17 protein-coding genes are annotated in these 14,639 nt (G+C 60.3%); 10 read left to right on the forward strand and 7 right to left on the reverse strand.

From position 1 onward, the window contains the following. Positions 1 to 161 precede the first annotated feature (161 nt). The 4 genes from WBB95_RS24875 (at position 162) to WBB95_RS24890 (ending at position 4,263) form a co-directional block, all read left to right on the forward strand. Positions 162 to 1,256, forward strand: a complete 1,095-nt coding sequence (locus WBB95_RS24875) for a polyamine ABC transporter substrate-binding protein (RefSeq protein WP_424489982.1) — start codon at positions 162 to 164, stop codon at positions 1,254 to 1,256. Between the two features lie 66 nt (positions 1,257 to 1,322). Next, positions 1,323 to 2,465, forward strand: coding sequence for an ABC transporter ATP-binding protein (locus WBB95_RS24880; RefSeq protein WP_424489983.1), 1,143 nt, complete (start codon positions 1,323 to 1,325; stop codon positions 2,463 to 2,465). After that, positions 2,462 to 3,382, forward strand: a complete 921-nt coding sequence (locus WBB95_RS24885) for an ABC transporter permease subunit (protein ID WP_424489984.1) — start codon at positions 2,462 to 2,464, stop codon at positions 3,380 to 3,382. Before WBB95_RS24880 ends, WBB95_RS24885 begins: the two co-directional genes overlap by 4 nt. Next, positions 3,379 to 4,263: an ABC transporter permease subunit gene (locus WBB95_RS24890; protein WP_424489985.1), complete on the forward strand. Its 885-nt coding sequence runs from the start codon at positions 3,379 to 3,381 to the stop codon at positions 4,261 to 4,263. The genes WBB95_RS24885 and WBB95_RS24890 overlap by 4 nt, the downstream gene beginning before the upstream one ends. A 140-nt stretch (positions 4,264 to 4,403) precedes the next feature. On the opposite strand, the gene WBB95_RS24895 is transcribed toward WBB95_RS24890, so the two are convergent. Both WBB95_RS24895 and prmB read right to left on the reverse strand, forming a co-directional pair. After that, positions 4,404 to 5,045: an HD domain-containing protein gene (locus WBB95_RS24895; protein ID WP_424489986.1), complete on the reverse strand. Its 642-nt coding sequence runs from the start codon at positions 5,043 to 5,045 to the stop codon at positions 4,404 to 4,406. 301 nt (positions 5,046 to 5,346) lie between these two features. Then, a complete protein-coding gene (gene prmB, locus WBB95_RS24900; RefSeq protein ID WP_424489987.1) occupies positions 5,347 to 6,255 on the reverse strand; it encodes a 50S ribosomal protein L3 N(5)-glutamine methyltransferase in 909 nt (302 codons plus the stop codon). Positions 6,256 to 6,493: 238 nt separating this feature from the next. Here prmB and WBB95_RS24905 point away from each other — a divergent pair, with 238 nt between their 5' ends. The 3 genes from WBB95_RS24905 to WBB95_RS24915 all read left to right on the forward strand — a co-directional run bounded on the left by WBB95_RS24905 (position 6,494) and on the right by WBB95_RS24915 (position 8,183). Further along, positions 6,494 to 7,084 (forward strand): cysteine hydrolase family protein, encoded by a 591-nt coding sequence (locus WBB95_RS24905; RefSeq protein ID WP_424489988.1) that lies wholly within the window; start codon positions 6,494 to 6,496, stop codon positions 7,082 to 7,084. A 145-nt stretch (positions 7,085 to 7,229) separates the two neighbouring features. Continuing rightward, a complete protein-coding gene (locus tag WBB95_RS24910) occupies positions 7,230 to 7,550 on the forward strand; it encodes a hypothetical protein (protein WP_424489989.1) in 321 nt (106 codons plus the stop codon). A gap of 75 nt (positions 7,551 to 7,625) precedes the next feature. After that, positions 7,626 to 8,183 (forward strand): Smr/MutS family protein, encoded by a 558-nt coding sequence (locus WBB95_RS24915; RefSeq protein ID WP_017137833.1) that lies wholly within the window; start codon positions 7,626 to 7,628, stop codon positions 8,181 to 8,183. Between the two features lie 50 nt (positions 8,184 to 8,233). On the opposite strand, the gene WBB95_RS24920 is transcribed toward WBB95_RS24915, so the two are convergent. Then, positions 8,234 to 8,422, reverse strand: a complete 189-nt coding sequence (locus WBB95_RS24920) for a hypothetical protein (protein WP_424489990.1) — start codon at positions 8,420 to 8,422, stop codon at positions 8,234 to 8,236. Further along, positions 8,419 to 9,150, reverse strand: a complete 732-nt coding sequence (locus WBB95_RS24925) for a zeta toxin family protein (RefSeq protein ID WP_424489991.1) — start codon at positions 9,148 to 9,150, stop codon at positions 8,419 to 8,421. Before WBB95_RS24925 ends, WBB95_RS24920 begins: the two co-directional genes overlap by 4 nt. Positions 9,151 to 9,332: 182 nt before the next feature. Here WBB95_RS24925 and folE point away from each other — a divergent pair, with 182 nt between their 5' ends. Both folE and WBB95_RS24935 read left to right on the forward strand, forming a co-directional pair. Beyond that, the gene (gene folE, locus WBB95_RS24930; protein WP_019826593.1) at positions 9,333 to 9,878 is read left to right on the forward strand and encodes a GTP cyclohydrolase I FolE; all 546 of its coding nucleotides are present in this window, start codon (positions 9,333 to 9,335) and stop codon (positions 9,876 to 9,878) included. 101 nt (positions 9,879 to 9,979) lie between these two features. Next, entirely contained in the window at positions 9,980 to 10,351 is a 372-nt protein-coding gene (locus WBB95_RS24935; protein WP_424489992.1) for a glutathione S-transferase N-terminal domain-containing protein, read from the forward strand. Positions 10,352 to 10,455: 104 nt separating this feature from the next. Here WBB95_RS24935 and WBB95_RS24940 read toward each other — a convergent pair whose 3' ends face one another. The 3 genes from WBB95_RS24940 to WBB95_RS24950 are packed head-to-tail and all read right to left on the reverse strand — an operon-like array spanning position 10,456 to position 13,392. After that, a complete protein-coding gene (locus WBB95_RS24940) occupies positions 10,456 to 10,776 on the reverse strand; it encodes an AtuA-related protein (RefSeq protein ID WP_424489993.1) in 321 nt (106 codons plus the stop codon). Then, positions 10,773 to 12,098, reverse strand: coding sequence for an acyclic terpene utilization AtuA family protein (locus WBB95_RS24945; RefSeq protein WP_424489994.1), 1,326 nt, complete (start codon positions 12,096 to 12,098; stop codon positions 10,773 to 10,775). Before WBB95_RS24945 ends, WBB95_RS24940 begins: the two co-directional genes overlap by 4 nt. A gap of 1 nt (position 12,099) precedes the next feature. After that, complete coding sequence (locus WBB95_RS24950) at positions 12,100 to 13,392, reverse strand: CitMHS family transporter (RefSeq protein WP_424489995.1); 1,293 nt, start codon at positions 13,390 to 13,392, stop codon at positions 12,100 to 12,102. A 125-nt stretch (positions 13,393 to 13,517) separates the two neighbouring features. Between WBB95_RS24950 and WBB95_RS24955 the strand changes: the two genes are divergently transcribed. Further along, positions 13,518 to 14,414 (forward strand): LysR family transcriptional regulator, encoded by an 897-nt coding sequence (locus WBB95_RS24955; protein ID WP_424489996.1) that lies wholly within the window; start codon positions 13,518 to 13,520, stop codon positions 14,412 to 14,414. Positions 14,415 to 14,639 lie beyond the last annotated feature (225 nt).

The raw sequence follows: 14,639 nt of genomic DNA on the forward strand, positions 1-14,639 counted from the left end.
GTTGATACCTATGCTGGCTGACATGCCGCCTTCGCGAGCAAGCCCGCTCCCACCAATTAAATGACAGAAAGTTTTGCCGGATCGGTTTATCGAGGGTAAGTTGCGCGCCGGTTTTGTTGTCGGGCAACAACTTTGGGCCCAACTTTTTAGAGGACCTCCACTTGCCAATTTCTTTATTTCGCCAAGCCATGCTGGTGAGTGCAGGTATCACGCTGGCTATCAGCGTGCAGGCTGCGCCGACTGTGCATATTTATAATTGGTCGGACTACATCGGCCCCGACACCCTGGCCAACTTTGAAAAGGCCAGCGGCATCAAGCCCGTGTATGACGTGTTTGATTCCAACGAAACCCTGGAAGGCAAGTTGCTCGCCGGGCGTACCGGCTACGACGTGGTCGTGCCGTCGAACCACTTCCTCGGCAAGCAGATCAAGGCCGGGGCGTTCCAGAAGCTCGACAAGTCATTGCTGACGAACTATTCCAACCTTGACCCGGCGTTGCTCAAGCGTCTGGAAAAGAACGACCCGGGCAACCAGTACGCGGTGCCGTACCTGTGGGGCACCAACGGCATTGGTTACAACGTCGACAAAGTCAAAGAAGTGCTGGGCGTCGACCATATCGATTCCTGGGCCGTGCTGTTCGAGCCGGAAAACATGAAGAAGCTGGCCACGTGCGGCGTGTCGTTCATGGACTCGGCGGATGAAATGCTGCCGGCGGTGCTCAACTACATGGGCCTGAACCCCAACAGCACCAACCCGGATGACTACAAGAAAGCCGAAGAGAAACTCCTGAAAGTGCGTCCCTACGTGACCTACTTCCATTCTTCCAAGTACATCTCCGACCTCGCCAACGGCAACATCTGCGTGGCGGCCGGGTTCTCCGGTGATGTGTTCCAGGCCAAGGCCCGTGCGAAAGAGGCCGGCAAAGGCGTAAACATTGCCTACGCGATTCCGAAAGAAGGCGGCAACCTGTGGTTTGACGTGCTGGCGATCCCGGCGGATGCCACCAATGTCAAAGAGGCCCACGCCTACATCAACTATTTGCTGCAACCTGAGGTGATCGCTCAGGTCAGTGATTACGTCGGTTACGCCAACCCTAACCCAGGGGCGGACAAACTGATGGAGCAATCGATACGCACCGACGCAGCGGTTTACCCACCGCAGGCGGTTCTCGACAGGGCCTTCGTGAACTTCGAGCTACCCCCGAAAGTGCAGCGTTTAATGACCCGTAGCTGGACCAAGGTCAAGACGGGCAAGTAAGGCTTAACTATCCAAGACTGGCCCGTATTGGGCGAGTTGCACTCTTTTTTTCTGGGAGTTTCGTAAATGGCAGTTGCCTCCGGCGCCTATAAGAAAGCCCTCGAGGGCGACCAGACACCAAAAAAGGTGCTGGTCAAAATCGACCGGGTCACGAAAAAATTCGACGAGACGATTGCCGTGGACGATGTGTCCCTGGAAATCAAGAAAGGCGAGATCTTCGCCTTGCTCGGCGGTTCGGGTTCGGGCAAGTCCACCTTGCTGCGCATGCTCGCAGGCTTCGAGCGCCCAACGGAAGGTCGCATTTACCTCGACGGCGTGGACATCACCGATATGCCGCCGTACGAGCGGCCGATCAACATGATGTTCCAGTCCTACGCCTTGTTCCCGCACATGACCGTGGCGCAGAACATCGCGTTCGGCCTGCAACAGGACAAGATTCCCAAGGCTGAGGTCGACGCCCGTGTGGCCGAGATGCTCAAGCTGGTGCGCATGAGCGAGTACGCCAAGCGTAAGCCGCACCAACTCTCCGGCGGGCAACGCCAGCGTGTGGCGTTGGCGCGCTCCCTGGCCAAGCGCCCGAAGCTGCTGCTGCTCGACGAGCCGATGGGCGCGCTGGACAAGAAGCTGCGTTCGCAGATGCAGCTGGAACTGGTGGAGATCATCGAGCGCGTCGGCGTGACCTGCGTGATGGTGACTCACGACCAGGAAGAGGCCATGACCATGGCCGAGCGCATCGCGATCATGCACCTGGGCTGGATCGCCCAGATCGGCAGCCCGATCGACATCTACGAAACACCTACCAGCCGCCTGGTGTGCGAGTTCATTGGCAACGTCAACATCTTCGAAGGTGAAGTGATCGACGACGCCGAAGGCCACGCGACCATCACCTGCAAGGACCTGGACCGCAACATCTACGTCGGCCACGGCATCAGCACCTCGGTGCAGGACAAAGCGGTGACGTACGCGATCCGTCCGGAAAAGCTGCTGGTGACGGCCGACATGCCGACCTGCGAGTACAACTGGTCCAGCGGCAAGGTGCACGACATCGCCTACCTGGGCGGCCACTCGGTGTTCTACGTGGAGCTGCCGAGCGGCAAGCTGGTGCAGTCCTTTGTCGCCAACGCCGAACGCCGTGGCCAGCGACCGACCTGGGGTGACCAGGTGTATGTGTGGTGGGAAGACGACAGCGGCGTGGTACTTCGCTCATGAACATGAAGAAGCTCAAACGTCGCCTGCAACGAATAACGCCCGGTGGCCGGCATGTGGTCATCGGGATCCCGTTTATCTGGCTGTTCCTGTTCTTCGCGCTGCCGTTCTTCATCGTCTTGAAGATCAGCTTTGCCGAAGCCGACGTGGCGATCCCGCCCTACACCGAGATCTACACCTTCGTTGAGCAGAAGCTGCAGTTGGTGCTCAACCTTGGCAACTACGCGATGCTCGGCGACGACGAGTTGTACATCGCCGCGTACCTGGGCTCGCTGAAAATGGCGTTTTTCAGCACGCTGTTGTGCCTGCTGATCGGTTATCCGATGGCCTACGCGATTGCCAGTGCGCGCAAAGAGATGCAGACCGTGCTGGTGCTGCTGATCATGATGCCGACCTGGACCGCGATCCTGATCCGTGTGTATGCGTGGATGGGCATTCTCAGCAACAACGGCTTGCTCAATGGCTTCCTGATGTCCATGGGGCTGATCAACGAACCGCTGCAGATCCTCAACACCAACATTGCGGTGTATATCGGCGTGGTCTATTCGTACCTGCCGTTCATGATCCTGCCGCTGTACGCCAACCTGGTGAAACATGACCAGAGCCTGCTGGAAGCCGCATCCGACCTCGGTTCGAGCACCTTCAACAGCTTCTGGAAAATCACCGTGCCGCTGTCCAAGAACGGCATCATCGCCGGCTGCATGCTGGTGTTTATCCCGGTGGTGGGCGAGTTCGTGATTCCTGAGCTGCTCGGCGGCCCGGAAACCCTGATGATCGGTAAAGTGTTGTGGCAAGAATTCTTCAACAACCGTGACTGGCCCGTGGCGTCCGCGCTGGCAGTGGTGATGCTGGCGATCCTGATTGTGCCGATCATCCTGTTCAACCGCAGCCAAGCCAAAGAGATGGAGGGCAAGATATGAAGCGCGTCAGTTTCTCAAGCTTCATGCTGGTGGCGGGGTTGCTGTTCATCTACCTGCCGATGCTGATCCTGGTGATCTACTCGTTCAACGAATCCAAACTGGTGACGGTGTGGGGCGGTTGGTCGATCAAGTGGTACGTGGGCCTGCTGGACAACACCCAGTTGATGGGCTCGGTGGCGCGCTCGCTGGAAATCGCCTGCTACACCGCCGTTGCGGCGGTGGCGCTGGGCACCTTGGCAGCTTTCGTGCTGACGCGCATCAGCCATTTCAAGGGCCGCACGCTGTTCGGCGGCCTGGTGACAGCGCCGCTGGTGATGCCCGAAGTGATCACCGGTCTGTCGTTGTTGCTGTTGTTCGTGGCCATGGCGCAGATGATCGGCTGGCCGCAGGAGCGTGGCATCGTCACCATCTGGATCGCCCACACCACGTTCTGTTCGGCGTATGTGGCGGTGGTGGTGTCGGCGCGCTTGCGTGAGCTGGACCTGTCGATTGAAGAAGCAGCGATGGACCTGGGCGCGCGGCCGTGGAAGGTGTTCTTCCTGATCACCATCCCGATGATCGCGCCGTCGTTGGCGGCGGGCGGCATGATGTCGTTTGCGCTGTCGCTGGATGACTTGGTACTGGCGAGCTTCGTGTCCGGCCCGGGCTCGACCACCTTGCCGATGGAAGTGTTTTCGGCCGTGCGCCTTGGGGTTAAACCCGAGATCAACGCTGTGGCGAGCCTGATTCTGTTGGCGGTGTCGCTGGTGACCTTCCTGGTGTGGTTCTTCAGCCGCCGCGCCGAAGAATCGCGCAAGAAAGCGATTCAGCAGGCGATTGAAGAAGCGGCGGCGGATGGCTGGAAACAGCCGGATGCGCGTCGGGCGCCTGCACCGGTCTGATCGCAGAAGCGGGTTAAAAATGTGGGAGCTGGCTTGCCTGCGATGAGGCCGTGTCAGGCGACTCATCTGTCGACTGATGCACCGCAATCGCAGGCAAGCCAGCTCCCACAGTAGTTTTGTGGTGTGTGTCAGGTCAGGTTTCAGGCAGCCCACGGCGACTTGCGAATCACCTCCACAAAATTCATCGGCTTGAACCCCGGCTCCTGATCCACCAGCACATCCGTCTTCACGTTGCCAAACGTGGTCTGCGGGCGATGGCGCAAGCCGTCGGCGAACGCGCAGATGATGCATTCCTTGAACCCTTCACCGCGTGGATGCGCATGCACCACGGCTTCGCGCTGCACGCTGGAAAACGCCGCGTAGTCCATGCCCAGCACGTCCATCTCGACGCCGGCGGTCACCAGTGCCACGGTCGGGCGCAAGTGCTGCGGCACGCCCGGCGTGGTGTGCAGGGCGATGGACAGCCACACTTGTTCGATATCGTCATCGCTCAGCCCGTAAGGCTTGAGAAACGCAGCCGCCGCGTTGGCGCCGTCGACTTCGAAACGCTCGTTGTCACTGCGCAGGCCTTCGACCAGGCCCAGGTCATGAAACATGGCGCCGACATACAGCAGCTCCGGGTTGTAGGCCAACTGCTTGCGCTCACCGCTCAACGCGCCGAACAAAAACACACGGCGGGAGTGGTGATAGAGCAGGTCGGATTCGACGTCGCGGATGTATTCGGTGGTGGCCTTGGCCAGGGCGCTGTCCGGGATCTGGATGCCGGCGATGGTGGTGCTCATGGTCGTTCTCCTCAACAAAGCGCCGGGGGTGGCGCCGATGAGTCCAGTCTGGTCGCGCGCCCGCTGAGGGGCTATCGCGGCGAGGGTGCGATGTCGGCCAATGTGCCGCCACATCGTGCCAACACAAAATCGGCTAGGGTGTAGCAGCAGATATCACTCTCGAAGCCTGCGAAAATCAAAAAATGTGGGAGCGGGCTTGCTCGCGAAAGCGGTGGATCAGTCAACTTATCGGGAACTGATACACCGCTTTCGCGTGCAAGCCCGCTCCCACATTGGGTCAGTGCTTCTTCAGTGAGGTCGATTAGACCCTGGCAGCAAACACTGCCTGATGCGCCCGGCATTGCTCAGCCGTCAACATGAACACACCATGCCCGCCACGCTGGAAGTCCAGCCAGGCAAAGTCCACTTCCGGGTACAACGCCTCAACGTGCACCTGGCTGTTGCCCACCTCAACGATCAGCAAACCCTTCTCGGTCAGATGGTCCGCCGCCTCGGCCAACATGCGCCGCACCAGGTTCAAGCCATCATCGCCACAGGCCAGGCCCAGTTCCGGCTCGTGCTGGTATTCGTCCGGCATGTCAGCGAAGTCTTCGGCATCCACATACGGCGGGTTAGACACGATCAGGTCAAACCGTTGGCCTGGCAGCCCGTCGAAGCCGTCACCCTGCACGGTGTATACGCGCTCATCGACGCCATGGCGCTCAATGTTCTGGTTGGCCACTTCCAGCGCTTCGAAGGACAAGTCGCCCAGCACCACTTCAGCGTCCTGGAACTCAAAGGCGCAAGCAATACCGATACAGCCGGAACCGGTGCACAGGTCGAGGATGCGCGCCGGCGGGTTGGCCAGCCAAGGTGCAAAACGGTTTTCGATCAATTCGCCAATCGGCGAGCGCGGGATCAACACGCGCTCATCCACGATAAACGACATGCCGCAGAACCAGGCTTCCTTCAACAGGTAAGCGGTGGGTACGCGCTCATGGATGCGACGGTGCAGCAAGCGCTGAACGTGAGAGATTTCCTCTTCTTCGAGGTTGCAGTCCAGGTAGCTGTCGGCAATTTCCCATGGCAAGTGCAAGGCGCCGAGCACCAACTGGCGCGCTTCGTCCCAGGCGTTGTCGGTGCCATGCCCGAAAAACAGGTCTTCCCCATGGAAACGGCTGACAGCCCAACGGATATGGTCGCGCAGCGTGCGCAGGCGGGATGTGATCACGGGGAAGAACTCCTGAAAAAACGACTGGCGATTCTAACAGCCTTCGCCTGTACGGACGATGTACGAAACGCCCTCACCGTACGTCGGAATTCATCCAATTTGCCATCATTGCGTTAAACAAGCCGCCCACTTGACATGGCTGCACGTCAACAACGGCGTACCTTACGATGGTAGCGATTCACAGAACCGCTCAGCCAGTGGACAATGTCGCAAAAGCCCCCCTCACAGGAGCCCCAGAATGTCCGTTCCAAAGACGATGTTTCAACTCAGCGGTCGCGGTTACGCAGCAGCCAATCTGAACCATGCGACCCTCGTGATCATCGATGCCCAGAAGGAATACCTCAGCGGCCCACTCGCCCTGTCCGGCATGGACGCGGCGGTCGATAACATCAAGCAACTGACGGCATCAGCGCGCAACGCCGGCCGGCCGATCGTGCATGTGCGCCACCTGGGCACCGTTGGCGGCCTGTTTGACCCACAGGGCGAGCGCGGCGAATTCATTCCCGGCCTCGAACCCCAGGGCGACGAAACCATCATCGGCAAGTTGCTGCCGAGCGCCTTCCACGGCACCGGCCTGGAAAAACACCTGCAGGACCTCGGCTCGCTGGACCTGATCGTCTGCGGCTTCATGAGCCACTCCAGCGTCAGCACCACCGTACGCGCCGCCAAAAACCTGGGCTTTCGCTGCACCTTGGTGGAAGACGCCTGCGCCACCCGCGACTTGCCTTACAAAGGCGGCGTGCTGAGTGCCGAACACGTGCAGCAGACTGAAATGGCCATCATGGCCGACAACTTCGCCACCCTCGCGTTGACCAAAGACCTGATCTGATTTAAACGCCCTCCGATGAGCGGCGCGGCGTGTTTATTGCCCCGCTCATCCGCAAAGCCCTTTCATTTGGCGCAATTACCCCAGCCCCCGGAACAACCTGTGTATCTTCCGGTCGAAGGGCCGATACCCTGGAGGAAAGGTCGGAATGAAGATATCCGATGGTTTTGACGCTCGTCGCTTGCGCCCCAAGGGCCCGAGCAACTGGCGTCTGCGCCTGGTGGCCGGCTTTGCCGCGCTGCTGGCGATTGTAGGTCTGTTGTTGGCCGGTGCTGGTGGCGCCGGCCTGTTTGGTCACTCACCCGCCCTCGGCGAGCTGAATGCCAGCCCGGGTGGCTCGGCGATTGTGCTCGCGGTCGGCCTGCTGGTGCTGTGGTTGGGCGTGTGGTTATGGCGCCGCAGCCGTCGGCGGATGCGCCAGCCGTTGTCGCTGAACATCGCTTCGCACCTGATGAAAAAGCACGACTGATGGCGCTTGGATAGCGTTTCCTGCGCCCTGGCCGCCGCGATTTAGGTAAACTGCCCGCCCTTCGCGGAGGCTGACATGCAAGACGACGATTTTTCCCTGTTCAAAAACGAGCTGCGCGGCGTCAAGCCGATCAAGCACGACCGCGCCGACACCGGCAAACCCAAGGCCGACCGGGCGCAGATCGCCAAACTGCGCCAGGCTGCGACCGTGCGCACCGACGCCACCACCGTGGATGGCCTGTCGGACCAGTTCGTGATCGACGTCGGCCCCGAAGACGAGCTGATGTGGGCCCGCGATGGCGTGCAGGAAAGCCAGATGCGCAAGCTCAAGATCGGCCAGATCCCCTTCGAAGGCAGCCTCGACTTGCACGGCATGAACGTGGAAAAAGCCCGCGAAACCCTCTGGGCGTTCCTCGCTGAAGCGACCAAATTCGAAATCCGCTGCGTACGCGTCACGCACGGCAAAGCCGTGCGCCTGGATGGCAAGCGCCCGATGATCAAGAGTCACGTCAACACCTGGCTGCGCCAGCACGCCCAGGTGCTCGGCTTTACCTCATGCCAGGCCCGCCACGGCGGCGCCGGTGCGGTGTATGTGATGCTCAAGCGCACCATGATGGAAGGGCGCGACGAGTGACCAAAAAAAGCCCAGCAAGTGAGCTGGGCTGGCGTGATATGACAGTACTTTCACTCGTCGGAACGTTCTTTTGATTTTTTCTCTCTTGCCCGCGAAATGACTGCTTTTTGCATGATGATTGCGGTATCAGCAGCGCTTCGGTAGACAGCACGTCGATCTTCCACCGAGCCGCTCCGAAAAAAATCTGACATGCTTGTGGAAGAATACTGTTCTATGACTTCCGTAACTTCACCTTTCATAAGGCTACTCCGGTCAAAATTTGCTCAAGTTCATCAGGATGGTAGGGCTGCCTGACCAATTCGTCAATTTCACCTGCCGATAAGTCGATTCCGATATCTGATGCCCCTCCGTCAGTGTCCTTGATGAGAACATCGACTTGAAGACGATCCAGAAACTCGCCTTTCAATCCGCATACCGTTGCCTTTGATGCATAAAATTGGCGAATGAACTCCTTGCAAGGAATGTTTCGTCCTTCAATTGCCTCGCGTGCCAGTACGAATTCCCATGCCAATTCAGGCTTTTGGTAAACGTAGATGACTTGAGCGGATCTGTTCTCCTTATCGAGCGCACGCTGGATATTTTTTCGGGCTACCGCGAAATTGGCCAGCGTTCCGTCCAACAGGAACGACTGCCTCTGCTGATAAACCAAGTCGACCGTGCGCTCAACTATTACCGTTACGCCGCGTTGAAAGAGACTGGAGTTTCCTCCTGTGTACTCAGGGAAGTACTCTCTGAAGTCATCAGGATCAACGCGTAATGCATTCGACCCTCCCTCCTCCATCAAACGAATAAACGATTTGGATACCTCTGTCTTACCCGCGCCGGGAGACCCCGCCATAAACACCGAAACCGGGAAGTTTTCACCCGGGTACTTTTTCAGGCAGGCCAGTTCACGAGCAATCCGCGTTCGATTTGCCTTGACAAAGATCAGTGCACGCTCAGAAATATTTCGCTCTAGCGGGGTCATCACGTCCTCCTCAACGGAGGCCGACTCTAACATCGGTATCGCCTGGGAATACAACTGTCGGCGTACGTAAGCTACTATGTGCGCCGATCATCAGCGCAAGACACGGTACCCGCGCTGAAAAACGCTTCACATTGGTACAGGCATACACCGTACCGTTCTGAAACCCATACGGAAACAGCCCTGTGACATTGGAACAGAATTACACCGCGATCCTCGGCCAACTCGGCGAGGACGTCTCCCGCGAGGGCCTGCTCGACACGCCAAAGCGTGCCGCCAAGGCGATGCAGTACCTTTGCCGCGGTTATGAACAGACACTCGAAGAAGTCACCAATGGTGCCTTGTTCAGCTCTGACAACAGCGAAATGGTGCTGGTAAAGGACATTGAGCTGTACTCGCTGTGCGAACACCACCTGCTGCCGTTTATCGGCAAGGCTCACGTCGCGTATATCCCGAGCGGCAAAGTATTGGGTCTGTCGAAGGTCGCACGTATCGTCGACATGTACGCGCGCCGCCTGCAGATCCAGGAAAACCTCAGCCGCCAGATTGCCGATGCCGTCATGCAAGTGACCGGCGCGCTGGGCGTGGCGGTGGTAATCGAGGCCAAGCACATGTGCATGATGATGCGCGGTGTGGAAAAACAGAATTCGTCGATGATCACCTCGGTGATGCTGGGTGAGTTCCGCGAGAACGCGGCCACCCGCAGCGAATTCCTCAGCCTGATCAAGTAACAGGCTGCGTAGGAAAAGACCGGCGTTCATCGCCGGTTTTTTTTCGCCGGTAAAATTCAGGTAAGCTGCGGCCCCTTCTTCATGGGCAAGAGGTTTCAGCCATGTTCGTCAAAGCACTTCGAGTGGGCCTTGGCCACGTCATCATTGCGGGCGACTTCCTTACCCGTCCGCGCAAAAAGCAGCGCTCCGCCGAGCAACAGGCGCAGGTGAACGCTGCGGCCAAAGACCTGACCCTGTATCAGTTCCACGCTTGCCCGTTCTGCGTGAAGACCCGCCGCACCCTGCACCGCCTGAGCGTACCGGTGGCGCTGAAGGACGCGAAGAACAACGAGCAGGACCGTCAGACCCTGCTGGAGCAAGGCGGCAAGATCAAAGTGCCATGCCTGCGCATCGAAGAAAATGGCCAGACCACCTGGATGTATGACTCCAAGGTGATCATCGACTATTTGGACAAGCGTTTCGCCGCGGTCTGATAAACACCGCGGTCAAGGTGGGAGCTGGCTTGCCTGCGATTGCATCACCTCGCTGTACCTGAAGCCCTGAGTTGCCTGCATCGCAGGCAAGCCAGCTCCCACATTTAGTTCGGTAGTGCGAAATCCAAATCCAGTAACGCCGAGCCCAGGCACTTGCCGTGGGCGTCCAGCGCCAGCGAGCGGGTGACCCCGCCGCGCAGGATCCCCGGCAAGACAAAATTCAGTGCCTGCACATTGGGCAGTTCGTAGCGCCGCACCGGCGCTGCATCGGGCTCGCGCAAACCGGCAAAGCACTCGGCCACGCGTTCGGCCGTGAGTTGTTCGCACAGCAACGGATAATCCTCAGCACGATAGGCAATGATCGAAATGTTCGACGTGTCGCCCTTATCCCCGGTGCGGGAATGGGCCAGCGTGTGCAGTTTCATGCTTCGATCCTCGGGTTGACCGCGCTGCGTGGCAGCAGCAACGACGCCACCGCCACCACCTGCCGCACGCTTTTACTGGCACCGCCGCCGCCGGACGGGCCGTTGGTGTAGAGGGTTTCCACCTCATTGCCGACGCGCACCGCCTCGCTGCGGTCCTCGCAGCGGGCCGCCACGCGCAGGCGCACTTCCCAGGGCTCGACGCTGCTGCGCAGGCCGTGGAGCGAGTCCATGCCGATCAATTCGGCGCGCACGTCCTGCAGCTTCACGCCCGTCAATTCCAGGCGTTTGAGGACGACATCGCGCGCCAACTCCGCGCGCGCGACGGCGCCCGGGCCACCGTAGGACATTTGCCCTTCGCCGATCCATCCGTCCAGGTACCCCACGCTGACCTTCAACTGTTCCGGCCGAGCACGGCCTGCCGCGCCTTGGGCGCGCACGCGATCAATGCCCTCCTCCACGAACCCCACCTGAGAAAAATCCGCCGTCACGTCGGGCGTCACATACGCTGCGGGGTCATGCACTTCGTAGATCAATTGCTCGCTGCAGGTAGCACGGCTGACCCGGCCACCTGAGCCTGCGACCTTGGTGATCACGGCTTCGCCATCGGCATCGACCTCGGCCAGGGGAAAACCCAGGCGCGCCAGGTCGTCTACATCCTTGAAGCCTGGATCAGCAAAATAACCACCGCTGACCTGCCCCGCGCATTCCAGCAAATGCCCCACCAATGTGCCGCGCCCGAGGCGCTGCCAATCGTCCGCCGCCCAGCCGAATTCAAACATCTGTGGCGCGAGAAACAGCGACGGGTCAGCCACGCGCCCCGTGATCACCACGTCGGCCTCGGCGCGCAGGGCATCAATAATGCCTTCGACGCCCAAGTAGGCGTTCGCGGAAATCAGCCGGTCCCCCAGCGAGCCGACCGTCTGGCCGTTATCCAGCACCTGCTCGGGCTGCAACACGTCCAAAACATCATCGCCCAGCACGGCGACGACCTTGAGGCTCAGGCCCAACTCACTGGCTATGCGCCGCACTTCGACGGCCGCCGACACAGGGTTAGCCGCGCCCATGTTGGTGACCACACGCAAACGACGACGGCCTGAAGGCTTGCCAATAAACGGCAACACGCGGCGCATACGCTCACTCAGCAGCGGGTCGTACCCGCCCTGTGGATCACTGATGCGCGCCTGCTGCGCCAGGGCGATGGTGCGTTCAGCCAGGCATTCAAACACGAGATAATCCAGGTCGCCCTGCTCGGCCAACTCCACGGCGGGTTCAATACGGTCGCCGGAATAGCCGGCGCCGGAACCGATGCGCAAGGTTTTCATCTCAAATCACTCCCAGGAGCAACGCGGTCAGGGTCATCAACACCGACGCGGCAAACAGAAAAGGGATGGTGAAGCGCTGGTGATCGGCCAGTTCGACCTTGCACAGGCCCACCAACAAAAAGGTCGCGGGAGTCAGCGGGCTGACCGGGAAGCCGGTGGTGTGCACGCCGAGCAACGAGGCCTGGGCCACTTGCAACGGGTCGACACCCAAGGCCTTGCCGACTTCGGCGATCACTGGCATCACGCCGAAATAGTAGGAATCGGGGTCAAACAGCAGGCTCAGCGGCATGGAAATAAAGCCCACCACCGCCGGGATCAACTTGCCGTGGCCGGCCGGAATCTGCGCCACCGCGACTTCAGCCATCGCCTTGAGCATGCCGGTGCCTTGCATAATGCCGGTGAACACCCCGGCGGCGAGCAGAATGCTGGCCATGGTCAGGGCGGTCTTGGCGTGGGCGTCGATACGCGCGCGCTGGGCGTCGACGTTCGGGTAGTTGATGCACAACGCCACCACGGTGCCGAGCATGAACATCACCACCGGGTCGACCCAGCCGGCAATCATCACCACCATCACCAGCACGGTGAGGATCAAATTGATCCAGAACAGCCGGGGCCGACGCAGCAAGATGTCAGCGTCGCTGAGCACCCGCTGCGGCACGGCATCAACCGAGGAGCCGGCGCCCAGGCCGAGGCGTTTTTCTTCGCGATGGCCCAGCCACCAGGCGCAAGCGAATACAAAGACCAGGCCGACGATTTGCACCGGGATCAGCGGCTGGAATAAATCGGCCACGGGTACATGCAACGCGGCGGACGAGCGCAGCACCGGGCCGGTCCACGGCAGGAAGTTGACCCCGGCCGCCATCGCGCAGACACAGGCCAGGATGCGCTTGTCGATGCCCAGCCGCGTATACAGCGGCAGCATCGCCGGCACCGTGACCAGAAAGGTCACCGCGCCGGAGCCGTCCAGGTGCACCAGCAGCGCCAGGGTCGCGGTTCCGACGACAATTCGTGTAGGACGCGTCCCAACCGTACGCAGGATGCGATCAATGATCGGGTCCAGCATGCCGGCATCGGTCATGATCCCGAAAAACAGGATCGCAAACACAAACATGCCCACCACCGGGGCGACGTTCTTGATTCCAGTAATGATGAAGGCGCTGGTTTGCAGGCCGAACCCACCGAGCAGTGCGGCGATGATCGGCAAAGCGATCAGGGCCACCAGCGGCGAGAGGCGTTTGCTCATGACGGCAGCGAGCAGGCACAGGATGGTAATGACACCCAGGGTAGCGAGCATGGGTTACTCCAGAGCGGCCTTGGTGGCCGGTTATTGTTTTCCCTGGAGTATTGGAAGCGGGTTAGTCTTTGTAAATTGGAATATTCGGCCTGGCACGTTCGGAAAAACAAAATGAAGCGATTCCCATGAAGAATTCTATCCAGCATATCCAGGCGTTTCTTGCCGTGGCGCGCACCGGCAGCTTCACCAAGGCCGCCAACGAACTGCACCTGTCACCCTCGGCGCTTACCGTGCAAGTGCAACAACTGGAGGATTGGCTTGGCGTCGCCCTGCTCGACCGCAGCCCGCGCCACGTGAGCATCACCGCCGCCGGCCAGGAGGCGCGCGGGCCGATGGAAAAGCTGCTGCTGGACCTGGACAACATTGTCACCGGCTCCCGTGACCTGGCCGCCCTGCGCCGGGGCGTGGTCACCATCGCTGCACTGCCGTCGGTGTGCGCCGGCGCCCTGCCCCCGGCCTTGCGCCTGTTTCGCGAACGTTTTGCCGGCATCGAGGTACGCCTGCATGATTTGGTCGCCCACCGCATTCATGCCCAAGTGCGCTCAGGCGAAGTGGATTTCGGCATCGGCGTGCGGGCGCGGCTCAGCCACGGCCTGGACTTTATGCCGGTGTTGAATGACCGGCTGTGTGCGTTTGTACCGCTGGACCATGCCCTCGCCGGCTACTCACGGCTGACGCTGGAACAGTTGGCGGATCAGCCGATCATCCTCACCGGCCGCGACAGCAGCGTGCGCGAGCAAGTCGATGCCTTGTTTGATGAAACGCGACTGACGATGAACGCGGGCATGGAAGCCAACTACATGTCGACCGTCCTGGCCCTGGTGCGCCAGGGGTTGGGCATCAGCGTGCTGCCGGAGTCGGCGGCGGACAGCCTGGAGGGGTTGAAGCGCATCCACATCGACCATCCCGGGGTGAACCGGGAGATCGGGTTGATCAGCCGCAGCGGCATGGGCTTGAGCCCGGCGGCGCAGCGCTGTTTTGAGCTGTTGAACGACGAGTTATCCGGCACTGCACCGGCCTGAGGCCTCGCTCTGCCCAGGTGGGAGCTGGCTTGCCTGTGATGCAGGCACCTCGGGGCATCAGCCGCACCGGGCTGATGCTATCGCAGCATAAGTATCTACACATCGTTGTAGTGAGCGGGCTTGCCCCGCGCTGGGCTGCGAAGCGGCCCCAAACCAGACGATGCCGTTTTACCTGATAGACCGCATGGCCTGGTTTTAGGACTGCTTCGCAGCCCGGCGCGGGGC

The sequence above is a fragment of the Pseudomonas sp. genome (genome assembly GCF_049645325.1).
Lineage (GTDB): Bacteria > Pseudomonadota > Gammaproteobacteria > Pseudomonadales > Pseudomonadaceae > Aquipseudomonas.